15 protein-coding genes and 3 pseudogenes are annotated in these 15,211 nt (G+C 62.6%); 12 read left to right on the top strand and 6 right to left on the bottom strand.

What is annotated here, in order from left to right:
- Positions 1 to 187 precede the first annotated feature (187 nt).
- The 3 genes from XH85_RS09790 (at position 188) to XH85_RS09805 (ending at position 2,603) form a co-directional block, all read left to right on the top strand.
- Positions 188 to 1,111: a DUF2493 domain-containing protein gene (locus XH85_RS09790; RefSeq protein ID WP_128931729.1), complete on the top strand. Its 924-nt coding sequence runs from the start codon at positions 188 to 190 to the stop codon at positions 1,109 to 1,111.
- 139 nt (positions 1,112 to 1,250) lie between these two features.
- Positions 1,251 to 1,700 (top strand): hypothetical protein, encoded by a 450-nt coding sequence (locus XH85_RS09795; RefSeq protein ID WP_128931730.1) that lies wholly within the window; start codon positions 1,251 to 1,253, stop codon positions 1,698 to 1,700.
- A 582-nt stretch (positions 1,701 to 2,282) separates the two neighbouring features.
- Positions 2,283 to 2,603, top strand: a complete 321-nt coding sequence (locus tag XH85_RS09805; protein ID WP_018454792.1) for a DUF736 domain-containing protein — start codon at positions 2,283 to 2,285, stop codon at positions 2,601 to 2,603.
- A gap of 64 nt (positions 2,604 to 2,667) precedes the next feature.
- Here XH85_RS09805 and XH85_RS46210 read toward each other — a convergent pair.
- Positions 2,668 to 2,854 (bottom strand): annotated as a pseudogene (locus XH85_RS46210) (helix-turn-helix domain-containing protein).
- Between XH85_RS46210 and XH85_RS46215 the strand changes: the two are divergent.
- The 3 genes and pseudogenes from XH85_RS46215 (at position 2,821) to XH85_RS09820 (ending at position 4,496) form a co-directional block, all read left to right on the top strand.
- Positions 2,821 to 3,178, top strand: a pseudogene (locus XH85_RS46215) (DUF2285 domain-containing protein). The pseudogenes XH85_RS46210 and XH85_RS46215 sit on opposite strands and share 34 nt — an antisense overlap.
- A 132-nt stretch (positions 3,179 to 3,310) precedes the next feature.
- Positions 3,311 to 3,592 carry a helix-turn-helix transcriptional regulator gene (locus XH85_RS09815; RefSeq protein WP_128931731.1) on the top strand — a complete coding sequence of 94 codons (282 nt, stop codon included), beginning with the start codon at positions 3,311 to 3,313 and terminating at the stop codon, positions 3,590 to 3,592.
- Positions 3,593 to 3,614: 22 nt separating this feature from the next.
- Positions 3,615 to 4,496: a replication initiator protein A gene (locus XH85_RS09820; RefSeq protein WP_128931732.1), complete on the top strand. Its 882-nt coding sequence runs from the start codon at positions 3,615 to 3,617 to the stop codon at positions 4,494 to 4,496.
- Positions 4,497 to 5,083: 587 nt separating this feature from the next.
- Here XH85_RS09820 and XH85_RS09825 read toward each other — a convergent pair.
- Complete coding sequence (locus XH85_RS09825; protein ID WP_128931733.1) at positions 5,084 to 6,133, bottom strand: IS110 family RNA-guided transposase; 1,050 nt, start codon at positions 6,131 to 6,133, stop codon at positions 5,084 to 5,086.
- 278 nt (positions 6,134 to 6,411) lie between these two features.
- Between XH85_RS09825 and XH85_RS09830 the strand changes: the two genes are divergently transcribed.
- The 4 genes and pseudogenes from XH85_RS09830 (at position 6,412) to XH85_RS09845 (ending at position 9,489) form a co-directional block, all read left to right on the top strand.
- Positions 6,412 to 6,876, top strand: coding sequence for a DUF2840 domain-containing protein (locus XH85_RS09830; RefSeq protein ID WP_128931734.1), 465 nt, complete (start codon positions 6,412 to 6,414; stop codon positions 6,874 to 6,876).
- Entirely contained in the window at positions 6,873 to 7,385 is a 513-nt protein-coding gene (locus XH85_RS09835; protein ID WP_128931735.1) for a S26 family signal peptidase, read from the top strand. Before XH85_RS09830 ends, XH85_RS09835 begins: the two co-directional genes overlap by 4 nt.
- A gap of 2 nt (positions 7,386 to 7,387) precedes the next feature.
- Positions 7,388 to 8,215 (top strand): lytic transglycosylase domain-containing protein, encoded by an 828-nt coding sequence (locus XH85_RS09840; protein WP_128937180.1) that lies wholly within the window; start codon positions 7,388 to 7,390, stop codon positions 8,213 to 8,215.
- A gap of 225 nt (positions 8,216 to 8,440) precedes the next feature.
- A pseudogene (locus tag XH85_RS09845) lies at positions 8,441 to 9,489 on the top strand (IS110 family RNA-guided transposase).
- Positions 9,490 to 9,951: 462 nt separating this feature from the next.
- Here XH85_RS09845 and XH85_RS09850 read toward each other — a convergent pair.
- The 4 genes from XH85_RS09850 to XH85_RS47245 form a co-directional block, all read right to left on the bottom strand.
- The gene (locus tag XH85_RS09850) at positions 9,952 to 10,239 is read right to left on the bottom strand and encodes a hypothetical protein (protein ID WP_245473934.1); all 288 of its coding nucleotides are present in this window, start codon (positions 10,237 to 10,239) and stop codon (positions 9,952 to 9,954) included.
- A 52-nt stretch (positions 10,240 to 10,291) separates the two neighbouring features.
- Positions 10,292 to 11,833: an IS66 family transposase gene (gene tnpC, locus XH85_RS09855; RefSeq protein ID WP_128931736.1), complete on the bottom strand. Its 1,542-nt coding sequence runs from the start codon at positions 11,831 to 11,833 to the stop codon at positions 10,292 to 10,294.
- A gap of 69 nt (positions 11,834 to 11,902) precedes the next feature.
- On the bottom strand, positions 11,903 to 12,256 hold the full coding sequence (gene tnpB, locus XH85_RS09860) for an IS66 family insertion sequence element accessory protein TnpB (RefSeq protein ID WP_128931737.1): 354 nt from the start codon (positions 12,254 to 12,256) through the stop codon (positions 11,903 to 11,905).
- The gene (locus XH85_RS47245; protein ID WP_276339352.1) at positions 12,253 to 12,651 is read right to left on the bottom strand and encodes a transposase; all 399 of its coding nucleotides are present in this window, start codon (positions 12,649 to 12,651) and stop codon (positions 12,253 to 12,255) included. Before XH85_RS47245 ends, tnpB begins: the two co-directional genes overlap by 4 nt.
- A 69-nt stretch (positions 12,652 to 12,720) precedes the next feature.
- Between XH85_RS47245 and XH85_RS48220 the strand changes: the two genes are divergently transcribed.
- A complete protein-coding gene (locus tag XH85_RS48220) occupies positions 12,721 to 13,227 on the top strand; it encodes a hypothetical protein (RefSeq protein ID WP_245473936.1) in 507 nt (168 codons plus the stop codon).
- A 184-nt stretch (positions 13,228 to 13,411) separates the two neighbouring features.
- Positions 13,412 to 15,175, top strand: coding sequence for a relaxase/mobilization nuclease domain-containing protein (locus XH85_RS09870; RefSeq protein WP_128931738.1), 1,764 nt, complete (start codon positions 13,412 to 13,414; stop codon positions 15,173 to 15,175).
- Positions 15,176 to 15,211: the final 36 nt, after the last annotated feature.

Here is a 15,211-nt window from a genome sequence, read left to right on the forward strand (position 1 = left end):
GCCGGCGATAAGCAGACACAACAGCCATCAAACCGGCGCGCTTTGCATCGCGAAGCAAAATAGCAGGCCTCCGCCATCCTCCGCTGCCGCTTCGGCCCTTGCGGGTTCTGGCCCGCTCCGCCCGCCGTCTGAGTGATCGCCACGAAGGCCGCGATGGGCGCGGCCGATCCGGCAAAGGGTCCCTCCAATGACCGATCACGACGACCTTGAACCGCCGCACGCCTCTTCTCCAACTGACCACGTCCTCACCGAACTACAGCTCTTCGGCTACTGTCCCTTCGACGACCAGCCTGACCCACGGCCGCTTCCCGAGGGCAAGATGATCGCTGGCGCCGTCGCCGACATCTTCGACGCCCTGGTTGCGACACTGAGCGACACGCGGCTCGAGCCGGACCTGGGCGATCTGCTGTGGTCGACCGTCAACCTGTTCCATCGCGCCGTCGACCGCATCGAACGCCATCTCGACGACAACGAACAGGCGCAGCAAAAGAGCCAGCGTGAGCAGAATGGCTCCGAGGTACGATCGGTCGAACTCGAGCGCTTGACGGCCGAAGGCATCACTTTGATCGAGCGCCGCAACTGCCTGGAGCTCTTCCGCGACCAGGCCATCGAGCGCTTTGAGACTCACACCGGATCGTCCTGGCGCCCTCGATCAGGATCGCTCGTGAACCACCGCACACTGACCGCAGCAATGATCGACTCCCGCGACTTCATCGCAGCCAAGCGTCGCGCTGAAACCGAGGTCTTGTTGCCGCCAGGACCGAAGATCGCACTTACCGGCGGGCTCGACTTCAATGACCATCACCTCATCTGGGACCGCCTCGACAAGGCCCACGCCAAGCATCCCGACATGGTCCTACTCCATGGCGGCTCGCCCAAAGGTGCGGAGCTTATCGCCTCCAAATGGGCGACCAATCGCAAAGTGCCTCAGATCGCCTTCAAGCCCGATTGGACAAAGCACGCCAAGGCAGCCCCATTCAAACGCAACGACGCCATGCTCGAACTCCTGCCGATCGGCGTCATGCACTTCCCGGGCACGGGAATCCAGGACAACCTGGCGGACAAAGCGAAGCGCCTCGGCATTCCCGTCTGGAGGTTCGGCTGCGCGTGAGCGCCGTCTTCTCGCCTCCAAGCAACCGAGCGGAGTTGCATGCGCCGCAACTCCGCCGCGTTTCGATCCTATGTCCCGATTGTGCCGTGGTGGTGGTGGAAGGCGCGACTGCTAGATCTATCCACATGGAGCCACCACCATGCTCGCCCTTGGGCTCGTTCTCAACACACTCGGCATCGGCTTGTCCTGTTGGGCCATCTTTGCGCTCGCTGTGTATGCCTTACCGTTTTTCGTCGCCCTGAGTATCGGGATGACGGCGTTTCAGAGCGGCGCCAGCCTCATTGGTGCGCTGCTTATCGCGACGGCCGGCGGTGCGCTGACGCTCGTCCTCGGCCAAGTCGCGGTCGCAATTGCCCGATCCTTGGCTTTGCGCATCGCGATCGCGACAGCATTTGCGATTCCCGCCGCCGTTGCCGGCTATCATGTGGTGTTCGCCGTGTCCCAGATCGGGGTGCCTTCGTTGGCTTGGCGTGAGGTCTTCGCTTGCCTGGGCGCGGTTTGCATTGGCGTCACGTCATGGACGCGCTTGATCGTTCTGGCCGAGACCCGCCCGTTCGAACCGGGTAGGGTGGTGGAGAGCCCGTCCTAACCAGTTCTTACGGCCGGAAGGCCCGAGGGATGACCGTTTACCGCCTTCATCGTCGAACAGGTTCGCGTAGATCGGCGCGATGAACGGGGATGATCGAGACCTGAGGGCGGGAGAGGCAGTCCTCCTCGGAGCTCCTCGATCAAGCCGCCGGCATTTCGGTCTGGCCCACGCAGCCGCGGCGGAGCGGTGTTGCCTCGATCCGTTCTTGGGAGACGATACCGCCCTTTGCAGCAGATTGTTTCTCTTTCTGCGCTGAATCGTTCCGACCTCTTGTTCAGCAAAACCGAGATAAGCCATGTCTTCTCCTTAAGATTGCGGTTCAGCACGCGACGCACGTGGCCTCATTGATGGCTTGATCTGGCCAAAGACCGGCTTCGCCTCGATCGTCTGAGCCGCAACGCCGTTGATGCGACTTTCTTCCCCTGGGCTTCGCCCATTCCTCGCGAGGCAAGAAAGTCGCCACAACGGCGTCCTCCGCTGCGCTCCGGCCCGCGAGCGGGTGCGTCGCCGATCGTCTTCGGCCTGCAGATCGCCATCGAGGCCGCGGTGGTCGCGGGCTCGAAACACAACAGGAGAAGTGACATGGCTAACATCGGTTCTTTCAAGAAGGTCGGCAATGATTTTCAGGGCGAGATCGTCACCCTGAGCCTGCAAGCTAAGGGCGTCCGTATCGTCGCCGAGACGAACCGCTCCAACGATAACGCCCCCAGCCACCGCATCTACGTGGGCCGGGCCGAGATCGGCGCGGCCTGGTCGAAGCGCTCCGAGGAGGGCCGCGACTACCTCTCGCTCAAACTCGACGATCCTTCCTTCAACGCTCCAATCTACGCGAACCTGTTCGATGACGAGGGCGGTGAAGGCTACACCCTCCTGTGGTCGCGGCCGCGCAAGAACGGCGAGTAAGAGCGCCCCACCAAGCCCCGTCCGGTCCGCCGGGCGGGGTGCTTCGCGGCTGGCCTAAGGCGGCTTACGATTTGCTAAGCCGCGCAGCATTTTTGAGTAGGTCCCCCGGTTCCACCCCCAATGCTTCGGCAATTTGCCCGAGCACGGTGACGCTCGCGGATACATCACCGCGTTCGATGGCCGACGTAACGGGCGCTTAAACCCGCGCGCTCGGCCGGTGCTCGGCGCGTCATATGCGCCCGAGCTGCCATTTGACAGCGATTTCGACGCGCGGGCGCATGCAGCGCGCCGGCTGTGGCGCGCGATGAATGGACGCGCGCCAGGTCCTGGATTTCATCAACTGTCGAAACAGCGGCGCGACCGCTTGAGGGCTGCGATCCGTGCGCTCGGCGCGCACGGCGCGCGCAAGCTATCGCGTCATCGCCGAAGTACCGTTCGGCAGGAAACGCGTCCCAGATCGCGCCTGGAAGACCCACGATCTGCGTAATCGAAGGATCCGCCTGGTGCAAGCCGGCCTCGCGTTGATGCGCGGTGGTTACCGCAAAATTCTGCGGCCCGGGCGGAGGGGTGTGTAGCATCGTTCCCAAGGGTGCCGAAAACCGCTCCCTCCATATTCGGCATCCCCCTCCGAGAACCTGCTCCTCCATGATGACCGCACACACGCTGGCGCCGCCATCCGTGGTGCGCTGTCATCCTGGAGTCCCCAAATGCCCGATCCGATGGCCGGTCTACCCCCGCGCTTCCTGCGTACCCCGGAGGCAGCGCGTTACCTTGGCCTCTCCGGTCGCACGCTGGAGAAGCACCGCACGTACGGCACCGGACCAACATATCGAAAGATTGGCGGACGTGTTGTCTACGCCGTCGATGACCTGAAAGCGTGGGCCGACCGCGGCGCCAAGACCTCGACATCCGATCCCGGCAAGGGGACCGTGCTGCCCGCCAGGAAGCATCCGGCCCTGCGTCCCTATGCAGGTCAGGAACGTCGCTGATAGCCGCGTGAGAGCAGTGACTATGCGGCGCAAACACCATTCCGAGCGCGGCCAGCTTGAGCTCTTTCGGGCGCTGCCCGGCGATCTCGCGCCGCGAGATGCGCAGGATCTGATGGCCTATCCGTTCTTCTCGCTCGCAAAAACGAAGCGGATTGTGCCGATCGATTTCCGCGCAGGTGCGATCGCAATTCGTGTCGAAGCTGTTCCGGAACACGGCATGGCGACCATTTGGGATGCAGACGTTCTGATCTGGGCCGCGTCTCAGATCGTCGAAGCTCGGGATGCGGGCCTGAAGACGTCGCGTCTGATGGCTGCAACGCCATACGAAATTCTGACGTTCGTCGGGCGCGGCACCAGCGCACGCGACTATGACCGTCTGAAGGCGGGCCTCGACAGACTTCAGTCAACGACGGTGCTGACGTCGATCCGCCAGCCGACGGAACGACGACGGCATCGCTTCTCCTGGATCAATGAGTGGAAGGAGACGGCGGATGCAAATGGCCGCCCATTCGGGCTCGAGCTGATCCTGCCGGATTGGTTCTATGCCGGCGTCATCGACGACGCGCTCGTGCTGACGATCGACCGCGCCTATTTCGATCTGACGGGCGGACTTGAGCGGTGGCTTTACCGCCTCGTGCGCAAGCACGGCGGCCACCAGGATGGCGGCTGGAGCTTTGACCTTGTGCATCTCCATGCCAAGTCCGGCATCCTCTCGCCGCTCAAGCACTTTGCTCACGATGTCCGTCAGATCGTTCAGCGCCAGACATTGCCCGGCTATCAGCTCGTGCTCACACGGGATCCTGATGGCACCGAGCGACTGAACTTCGCGCCAACGCCTGTAGATCCCTTCACGGCACGCCCGCGCCGGCGCGGTCTCATTCCAAATTCGGAGGACAACCTGTGAATCAGCTCGTGCTATGGGGGACCGCAGCTCTCGTGCTATCGGGGACCCGATCCTCGTGCTATCAGGGACCGAAATCGAGCCTAAGCGCTTGTTTCTCGGCCCTTTCCAGCCGCTCTAACGTTACTAACATACTGACACTAACTTCTTGTTGTAAATCAGTACGTTGTGAACAAGTCGGCCGCGCGTGCAACGAGGATGCCTCATGCATCCACTCTCTCACGCGCGCAGCTTCGCTGCAACGCGATTCTTGTCGCCAACGCACGCGCGCCAACGCCATCGCGCGCAAATCTGCGCGATCATTAGCATCACCATCATCGCCTGCTGCGCGTCACGTCCTTTTGCGGCCGCTCGCTCGTCGAGGAGAACTCGCTAACATCCGTGGTTCGCACGACGGCCACCACAAGCCGGAATCTGAGGAAAGGGCGGTCAGGCTAACCAGCGCCGTGCTTGATGGCTTCAAACGTCGTCATGAAGCCGCCGGCAAGAAAAGTTGCGATCTCACCCAAATCCCCGTCTCCCCGGGAGACGCCGCTCCGCCGTGGCGAAAGGAAAAGGCGCGCGTGGAAGCGGCCGGGTCGCGGAGGCCCTTACATCGCCGCAGCGACCCGGCCGCGCTTGCCGCCGGCGCCAAACCGGAAGGTGTTGCCATCGATCCAGATCTTGTGCAGCAGCACGGCGAGCGCGCGCGCCACCGCGGTTGCCGCGCGCTTCAGACCCTTCTTCCTGGCCAGCCGCAGGCCCCACAGCCGCAACTTAAAGTTCTTCGGAATCCGCGTCAGGATCGCGATCGCTGCCTCGTACAGCATCGCCCGCGTCATCTCGTCGCCGCATTTGGAGATGCTGCCGATGCGATCGGTCTGCCCGGACTGGTAGCGCCGTGGCGTCAGGCCAAAATGGGCGCCGACATTGGTCGACTTCCTGAATCGCGTTTGATCATCGACAGTGGCGCGGAAGGTCAGCGCCACGAGCGCGCCGATTCCGGGCACGGTCATCATCCGTCGCACCGCGCGGTCGCTGCGCGCCGCCGCAAATGCCAGGCGCTGCAGCTTTGCCAGCTGCAGCCGCATTGCGCCGCGGGCGTCCAAGAGCGGCGTAACGATGACCTCCAATTCCTTCTTCCCGGCCATGATCTCACGCACTCGCGCGTCAAAACGGCCGACCGAGATCTCGCCGACCTTCAGGCCAAATGGCTTGAGCAGGCCGCGGATCATGTTCTCCACGTCCAGCACCTTGCCGAGCAGCGCCTTGCGCCCGGCCAGCAGCGCCCGCAGCGTTTGCGCGGCTTCCGACTTGACATGGACCGCGCGGAACCAGCCGGTCCGCATCATCTGCGCGATGCCTTTGGCGTCGTTGCGGTCGGTCTTGTTCAGCATGGCGTTGAGCGCCGCCTTGGCATGCCGGGTCTCGATGCAGATCACGGGAAGACTCTTTTCGGCGAGCGCCGTGAACAGCCAGGCCGAGTACGAGAACGCCTCCAGCCCGACGCGCTTGAGGTGGATGCCCCACTCGGCCAGAAACAGCTCGATCGCGTCCGGATCGGTCTCGAGTTTCGCTTCCCGCATGACCTTGCCATCACCATCCACCACGCAAATGTTCGTCGCCTCCAGCGACACGTCGAGCCCTGCATAGAAGTCCATCGTTCGCCTCCACCGCCGACCGCCGGACCGCACCGCGCGCTCCGTTCGCGAATCGCTGCGAGGCATTTTCGCAGCGGCACGGCCGGCGAGGGGGCACCGGTGAGTACCCCGGCTAACAAGAAATCCTTCGGATTTCTTCTAACGGACCGGGCCGTAAAGCGCATGGGAGGTGGCCGGCAAAGCCGGCCCGTCCGACCTGCTGGCCTTCACAAGCAGTACACGCACGTCGCCGAGCCCAAAGCTCACGGGTCCCAGTTCGAGCGTAGGGGAGCCGCCGCATGAGCGATCTCACCGAAGTGGAAGTGTTGTGGCTCGAGAAGCGCATCGAAAACCGGATTCGGTTCGGTCGTATCGTCAAGGAAAGGAACCTTGATCGCCACCGGCGTGTCCTGTCATTTGCGCCCGGCAGCATCTTTGCCTTCGTCAGATGGACCTCCAACGACTTTGGGACAATCATTTCGCGGATCGACATCCTGCGCGCGGTGGCGCCAGGACAGCGCTGCTCGACCGTTCCCTATGTGACGCCCGGCGGAGAGATTTTGCTGCGTCTGTCCGGTTGGCCGAAGGTCGAGCGAGTGCTGCAAATGACCGATGCCGTTGAGGCACTCGGCATCGATCCGGCTGATGTCGCGCCGGATCATTGGCATCACGTTCATAACCGTCTGTCCGTCAACGAAAACCCGCGTCCTTACACGAAGGCGCGCCACCAGGCCTGGCTCCATCGTCAAAGGGTGATGCGATGACAGGCCGCCTGAAGATACTCGTTGCGACGTTTGGGACTGCTGCTGCGCTCGTCGCGACAATCGTCCTGGAGCCGCTTCCACTTTACATTTGGAACGCATCCGCGAGCGTGCCGATCGGTCTCTACCGCCTCCGCCCGGCGGACCAATTCCAAATCACTGAATTGGTCGCCGTGCAGCCGCCGGAGCCGCTCGCGACCTTCCTCGACCTTAACGGCTATTTGCCCATTGGCGTTCCCATGCTGAAGCGCGTGCTCGCCCTTCCGGGGCAGAGTGTCTGCAGAACCGGCCCCTCGATTTCGGTCGACGAGGTCGCGGTGGGCGAGGCGAAGGATCGCGACGGACGCGGGCGGCCATTGCCGAAATGGCAGGGCTGCCGCGTCGTCGGCGAGGACGAGCTGTTTCTGATGAACTGGCAGTCGGACGACTCTCTTGATGGTCGGTATTTTGGATTTCTTCCGGCATCTAGCGTGATCGGCCGTGCGACGCCGGTATGGACGTGGGAGGAGTGATCGTGCGGATTCGACGTGTTCTCCTCGCCATTCCCTTGTTCGATCAATGGCGAGAGCACTCCGCCTCGATCGATGCCTGCAAGGCTGGCGCGAGCCCGACCGCATGCTTCGGTCGGCTGGGCACGCGCGCTTGTGCTGTCGTGCCCTTGCTGCTTCTTCTGACCGCGTCCGAGAGTGATGCTTTTGCCCAGAGCGCATCAGAGGGACGTTCGGCGATCAGTCAGACCGCTCACTCATATGCCGGCTTCATCAATGAAGCCTCACTACGCTTTGCAATTCCGCCGAACTGGATCCGTTCAGTCCAAAGTATCGAGAGTGCTGGTGACGTGCACGCTAGATCGGCAAAAGGAGCAATGGGCCTGATGCAAATCATGCCGGCGACTTGGGCGGAACTTCGCGAGCGCTATAATCTCGGGAACGATCCCTACGACCCGCACGACAACATTATGGCCGGCACGGCTTACTTGCGCGAACTGCTCGATCGGTATGGCTCGCCTGGCGCGTTTGCCGCGTACAACGCGGGACCATCTCGCTATGAAGAGCATCTCGCGGGCGGCTCTCTGCCAGACGAGACGCGAGCATACGTCGCAAAGCTTGCAAATCTGCTTGCCATCGAACTGCCGCCAAGGTGGACATCCAGCGGACAGTCGTCAGCAGCTGCGACGCTATTCGTCACTCGATCCGATCTCATGAAACCGCGAGAACGGTTGCTGGCGCTCATGCCGTCGAGCGGCGTCACGACCGCAATCTCGGCGCCCGATGTTTCGACCATGGTTCCCCGGCCTGTTGGCGTGTTCGTCCCTCGATTGGATTCGGGAGCATCGCAATGACCAACAGTGCGAGTTCGCAAGCTGATGGCGGATGGGCGATGCCTTCGGCCCGCGCTCTACTCGTCGCTTCGCTCCTCACCGAGCCGCCCTTCGGGTGCCTCGGCCCTTCGGGTAACGATCGCTATCGCAAGCGCTCGCAAACAGTCGGGGGCGGCCGGGGGACTACGACGGCACGAATCCGAAGCCCGGTGCAACGACTTAGGTGGTCGTTGCCACACAGCTCCGATGAAGCTGTACGTTGGATTGGACGTCGGTCTTGAAGAAACCAGTCTTTGCATCGTCGATGGCGAGGGTCTCACCGTTCGCGAGGTCAAGGTCATGACCGAGCCAGCGGCGATCCGCTCCGCAGTAGAGGGCTACGCGGATCGCCTAGAGAGAGTGGGAGTCGAGGCGTCATCGCTTGGTATCTGGCTGTATCGCGAACTGCAGCCAGCGGGGCTCCCGATCATTGTCGTCGAAGCGCGTCACATGCGCGTTTCGCTGTCGACAATGCGTAATAAGACTGATCGAAACGACGCGCGTGGCATCGCGCAGATGATGCGGTTGGGCTGGTATCGCGCCGTTCATGTCAAGACCATCGACATGCAGAAGATGCGCACGCTGTTGACCAGCCGGAAGCTGCTCAAGCGCAAACTGATCGACCTCGAAAACCACATTCGTGGTGCGCTGCGGGCGTATGGGTTGCTGGTTGGAGCCGTCGCGCGCGGTGCCTACGAAGCCCGCGTGCGCGAGCTGATCGAGCGCAGCGATCCGATCTTCGTAACAACCATTGAGGCTATGCTGGACGTGCGGCGCGGGATCCTTGAAGGTTACGATCGGCTGCATCGCGTGCTGCTGCAGGTAGTCCAGCATGATGCTGTCTGCCGGCGCCTGATGACGGTTCCAGGCGTCGGTCCCGTTGCGGCCTTGTCGTTCAAGTTCGGCGTCGATGATCCCCATCGCTTTGCCCGATCACGCACGGTGGGCGCGCATTTTGGCTTGGCGCCGAGGCGGCACCAGTCCGGCACGTCGATCGATTACGAAGGGCGCATCAGCAAACAGGGTGACGTCGCCGTGCGCGAAGCGCTTTGCGAGGCGGCCGCAAGCCTGCTGCTGCGAGTCAGAAAATGGTCAGCACTGCGAGCCTGGGCCTGCGGATCGCCAAACGGTCAAGCATGCTGTGCGCGATCACCGCGGTCGCGCGCAAGCTCGCCAGCATTCTGCACCGGATGTGGGTCAGCGAGACCGACTTCCACGTCGGACTCGGCGCCAAGGTGCGCAACGGCTGCGATTGAAACCTGCACGGTAGCCGCGAGGCAGATGACGACGGGGTAGCGCTGGGTTTGCGCCCAGCATGTTGAGGAGGAGCGAAATTAGAGATCCGCGCGCGCGGTGAGCGTCCCCTGGCGGGGCCGCGAAACGGGGAATGTCCGCTATCTCTTGCCTGCTGCCGCCCTTCGGGACGAGAGCGCCGGACTGCTTGGACAGCCCTGTTTACGAACCTGATGAAGAGCATGCGACGGCCGAAGTGCCGAACGCGAAGGAACGCATGGACCCCGCCTGGTGAATGCATGTCGCGTACGCGGCTGCGCTGAAGTGCGCGTTGTTGGTGCAGGGAGTCGGTAATGGCTGAAGTGCGAAGAGTCGAAGAAAAGCGTAGGAATGAGTTGACTTGTATGCGTCCGGGGGCTGCACATGACGTCGGATCTTGACGTGTGTAACGGCCTCGCGTGGCAATGCTGCGCCGCCGCGGCCTCCTACTCTGTGCGGGGCTCAGCTGCGGCAGCTTCCGCCGTCGCGATCACTGTTTCGGCACGCTCTATCGCGGCACGGAATTCCTCGCTCTTCCAGGTATCAACCGAATGGCCGTCGTCGAATGACCCGTCGGTGGCGTCTTGCGCGCGTGAGACCAACTCACGAAGCGCCGCAATGGCTTCGGAGAGCAGCTTTGCATCCGCCTCGTTTCTGGAAGACTGCGTCACCTCAATAACCCAATCACATTGCAATGTCGGAACGTCATGTAATATCGTTACAAGGGGCGACAATTGCAATCACCCGCGGTCTCACGTTCGTCGTTTAGCGAGAGCCTGGCTTTGCTCAGGCGTTGGCGGTGGCGGGGCCCGCGGAGCTCCAGTTCCGCGGCAGAAGTTCGTCGAGGCGGTTGACGGGATGTCCGTCGACCAAGCGCTGCAGCACGTCGCGCAGGTATGCGTAAGGCTCGACGTCGTTGAGCTTGCACGTTTCGATCAGCGAACAGAGGATTGCCCATCGTTCTCCGCCACCGTCGGTACCGGCAAAGAGATGGTTCTTGCGGCCGGGCGCCACAGGGCGGATCGCCCGCTCGACGGGGTTCGTGTCGAGTTCGATGCGGCCGTCATGGAGGAAGCGGGTCAATCCATCCCAGCGCGACAGCGCATACCGGATCGCTTCGGCGAGATTGCCGCGGCAGGGCAGTTGAGGGAGCTGCACCTCGAGCCAAAGGCGAAGGCTGTCAATGATCGGCTTGGCGAGTGCGCGCCGCGTCGCCAGCCGATGCGCCGGCGATTGACCGCGCAGCTGCGCTTCGACGGCATAGAGGCTGGCGATACGGCGCAAAGCCTCGTGCGCGATAGACGTGTCCTCGGCTTGCGCAACCTCGTAGAACTTGCGCCTGGTGTGCGCCCAACATGCGGCGAGAGTGATGTTTCCGGCGCCGGTCAGTCGCTCGAATCCGGCGTAACCGTCGACGTGCAGAACGCCCTTGAAGTGCGCCAGATGCGCTGCCGGGCGCTCCGCTTTCCGGTCGGGCGCGAACACATAAACCGCAGCCGGCGGCTCAGGCCCAGCCCAGCTCCGTTGATCGCGGGCGTACACCCACAGTCGTCGGGTTTTGGTGCGGCCTCGGCCCGGATCCAGCACCGGAATGGGCGTATCATCGGCGAACAGATGGTCGGATTCGAACACGTTTTTGCACAACCGATCGTGCAGGAGCTCGAACCACCAGCACGCGCCGCCGACCCAGCCGGCCAGCGTCGAGCGCGGCAAGTCAACGCCATGGCGCGCGAAGACTTGAGACTGTCGGTAGAGCGGGGTGTGATCGCAATATTTGCTGACCAGCACCTGGGCGAGCAGGGCTGGCGTAGCAAGCCCGCCGGCGATCGGCCGCTCCGGCGCCGTCGCTTGCACGACCTTGTTGCAGGTACGGCAGGCATATTTCGGGCGTGTGATCCGCACGATGCGCAGCTGCGCCGGTACCCAATCCAGCATCTCGCTGACGCTTTCGCCGATCGCATGCAACGCGCCGCCGCAGCACGCGCAGTGGTCGCGATCGACGCTCAAAACGACCTCTTCGCGGGGCAAATGTTCGGGCAGCGATTTACGCTTCGGCTGTGTATCGGCGGACGGCGCGGACGTCGCCGCCAGGCCCTGATCCGCCTCCACGGTTGCCAAATCGATGTCGAGATCTTCAAGGCCGAGCGCGAGCTGATCGGCGTCGAGACGCTCGGAACGGCGCCCAAATTGTGCGCGCTGAAGCTGTTTGATGATCGCCTGGAGACGCTGGATCTCGCTGTTCCGATGCGCGATGACCGAGGCAATGTCGCGCACCAGGCGATGCAGAAGCGCAGTATCCGACGGCAGATTTTCGAGGTCGAGCTGCATGACCGATTCTACTCGGACACGCTGATTCGACGAAGCAACTTCGCTATATTCTATGCGGGTTTTTGCGATTCAACCCGCGAGGGCCGGACGCCATCGACGCTCGGGTGTGCGCCAATCGATACCTTCGATCAGCATGGCAAGCTGCGCCGGGGACAGCGTCACCGTGCCGCCGGGATCGCTCATTCTCGGCCAGATGAAGCCACCCTGATCGAGCCTCTTGCTGAACAGGCAAAGCCCGTTGCCGTCCCAGAACAGGATCTTCAGCGTGCTTGCCTTCTTGCCTCGGAAGGCAAACAGGTGGCCCGAGAACGGATCCTTCTTGAGGTGTTCCTGAACGAGCGCGGCGAGGCCATCCAGGCCCTTGCGCATGTCGGTATACCCCAAAGCCAGATGCACTTTCACGCCGGCTGGCACGATCATCATCGGGCGGTCTCTCGCTCAATGACGTGGCGACGGACTATATCCGGATCGCTGCCAACCGGTGCGAAGACGCGACGCCCATCGTCCAATTCGATGACCGTCATGCCGTCGGGCGGCTGCAACAGATCGTGCAGAACAACCGGCGTCGATGGCACGTCGGAGCTTGCACCTGCTACCGCAACCTGCACCAGCTTGGCGCGCTTGCCCTTGCCGAATCCAAGCTCGGCTCGCCAGCGAGACAACATGCTAGTGACAACACCGTGCCGTCGTGCAGCCGACGATACGGTCTCCCCAGGTCGTTCGGTCTCCAACACGATGGCGAGCTTTTCCTCGTCGGTGAAGCTGCGGCGGTTCTGCTTCCCAGGTGTCGGAGGATCGTCATTCGGCGTCGCTGTCAAGCGGGATTCAGCCGCGCCATCCTTAGCACTAGTCTTAGCACTAGTGCTTAACAGTGGGCGGGCACTCGGATGAAGGTGTGTCCGCCAGTCGATTTCAACCTCATTGGCGTCGATCAAATCGCGCCATCGCCTCAGGCTGTGCTGCGATATGCCATGTGCTCGGGCGTAGGTTTGCATGCTCAGACCGCACCACCTCATCGCTTCATCGTGCATCGCCCAGAACGCTTGCACGGCTCTGCAGCGGAGGTCCTTCGACACTGGAACCCGCTTCTTGCGGAGCCGCTCCCGACGTTCCTCGCGGCGCAATTCCGCACGCATTTTCAACGTCTCGGCGTCAACCAGATGCCGCAGTCAGCGATCGAATGTGCCGCCACTGAGACGGTGCTGACGACAATATTTGCGCTTGCTGAGACCGCTTCGTCGCCACGCTTCAACGTGTACCGACCAAAAGGAACGACGTGCTTCGTTCTTGAAATATTCCGTACCCACCGGAGATCCTCCAATGCAGCAAGGAACCCGACATGGAACGACAACGCACTCTCGGAAAGTCGTGCAGGATTCGGACGCTTACGTTGACTTTGCCCGCCCGATTAGGAAGGCGAGATAAAAGGGGCTCGCCGGTCGAACCGCAAGCCATTGACATGGCTTCGGTTCTACCGTGCCGGTCGGTCGGGGCGCGTGCCGCGCTTTCCATTTTGACGAATGCAATCAAAAGCGTTTTCGGCACCGTGTGGGCGTTTGATCGTTGGGAGGTCCTGCCGTGACCGTGGGCGACAGTGACCTGCGTATTCGGCCTGGGCGCATCCGCAGCACGCGCTCGCCTAAGCCGAAGAGCTTCATCAACCAAGTGCTGCGGGCGGCGAAGAAAGTAGGACACACCTCGGGTCAGGCAGGGTCGGGCAGGCGTTCGGTGGCCTATGGGCGCTCCACGTTTGGCCGTGGCCGGCTGTCCTTTAGCCGCGCCAGACTGTTCAGCCCGACGCGGCGCGTCGTGGTGAAGGCCCGAGTGGTTCGTCACAAAGGGCGAGCCTTCCGCTCAGCGCCACTGACCGCCCACCTCTCATATTTGAAGCGCGATGGCGTGACCCGGAGCGGTGAGCGAGCCGAGATGTTCGATGCCGGCAGCGACCGTGCCGATAGCGCGGCTTTCGCGGAACGGTGCAAGGGCGACCGACATCATTTCAGGTTCATCGTCTCACCGGAGGATGCGGGCGACATGACCGATCTCAAGGCCTTCACGCGCGATCTCGCCAGGCAGATGGAGGCCGATCTCGGCACGCGGCTCGATTGGGTGGCTGTCGACCATTGGAACACTGACAACCCTCACGTCCATCTTCTCGTTCGGGGAGTAGATGACGAAGGGGCGGATCTCGTGATCTCCCGCGACTACATCAGCCGAGGCCTGCGCTCACGCGCCGAGGAACTGGTTGCCATCGAGCTGGGACCAAAACCAGAGCACGAGATCCGCAATTCGCTGGACAGGGAAGTCACGGCGGAACGATGGACGCGGCTCGATCGGGAGATCCGGCTGGCTGCAGATGAGACCGGCTATATCGATCTTCGACCAGAGAATGCCGGCAGGTCCGATTCCGAGATCCGGCGCCTGATGATCGGTCGCCTTCAACATTTGGAGAAGATGGGCCTTGCCGCATCCGCCGCGCCGGGGGAATGGATGGTAGGGCTCGAGGCCGAGCGTAGCTTGCGCGACCTCGGCATGCGAGGCGATATCATCAAAACCATGCACCGCGCCTTTACCGAGCGTGGAGAAGCCCGCGGCGTTGCCGATTTCGTCATCGAGGGTGGACGGCCGACGGCCCAGATTATCGGACGGCTGGTCGACCGTGGATTGTATGACGAACTGACCGGCGAGACCTACGCCCTGATCGACGGAACAGATGGACGCGCGCACCACGTGCGCTTCCGAGGGCTCGAGGCGTTCGAATATGCACCGCCAGTCGGCGGCATCGTCGAAATCCGGAGTTTCGGTCCACCCGGCGATCCGCGCCCCACCGTGCTGCTCGCGACCCGTTCCGATCTCGATCTTGGTGGTCAGGTCAAGGCAAGAGGGGCAACTTGGCTCGACCACAGGCTGGTCGAACGCAACCCCATGTCGCTCGCCATGGGCGGCTTCGGCCGCGAGACACGCGACGCCATGGAAGCCCGTACCGAGCATCTGATCCAGGAAGGCCTGGCGCGGCGGCAGGGCCAACGCATCATATTGCAGCGCGACCTCCTGAGCACGTTACGCCGACGTGAATTGGACGAGGTGGCCGCAAAGGTCTCGGCCGGCACCGGCTTGCCTCGCGTGAATGCCGCCTCCGGGGAGCATGTGGCGGGAACGTATCGCCAGCGGCTGACGCTCAGCTCAGGACGCTTCGCCATGATCGATAACGGGCTTGGCTTCCAGCTCGTGCCTTGGTCGCGCGAACTCGAAAAGAGGTTCGGCCAACACGTCACCGGCGTCGTGAAGGACGGCGGTGGCATCGAATGGAGCTTTGGTCGGAAGCGCGACCTCGGCCTCTAGCTATCTCACCAATTCAGTTGCGGAAGGACGCTCGGA

Source organism: Bradyrhizobium zhanjiangense, assembly GCF_004114935.1.
GTDB classification, from domain to species: domain Bacteria; phylum Pseudomonadota; class Alphaproteobacteria; order Rhizobiales; family Xanthobacteraceae; genus Bradyrhizobium; species Bradyrhizobium zhanjiangense.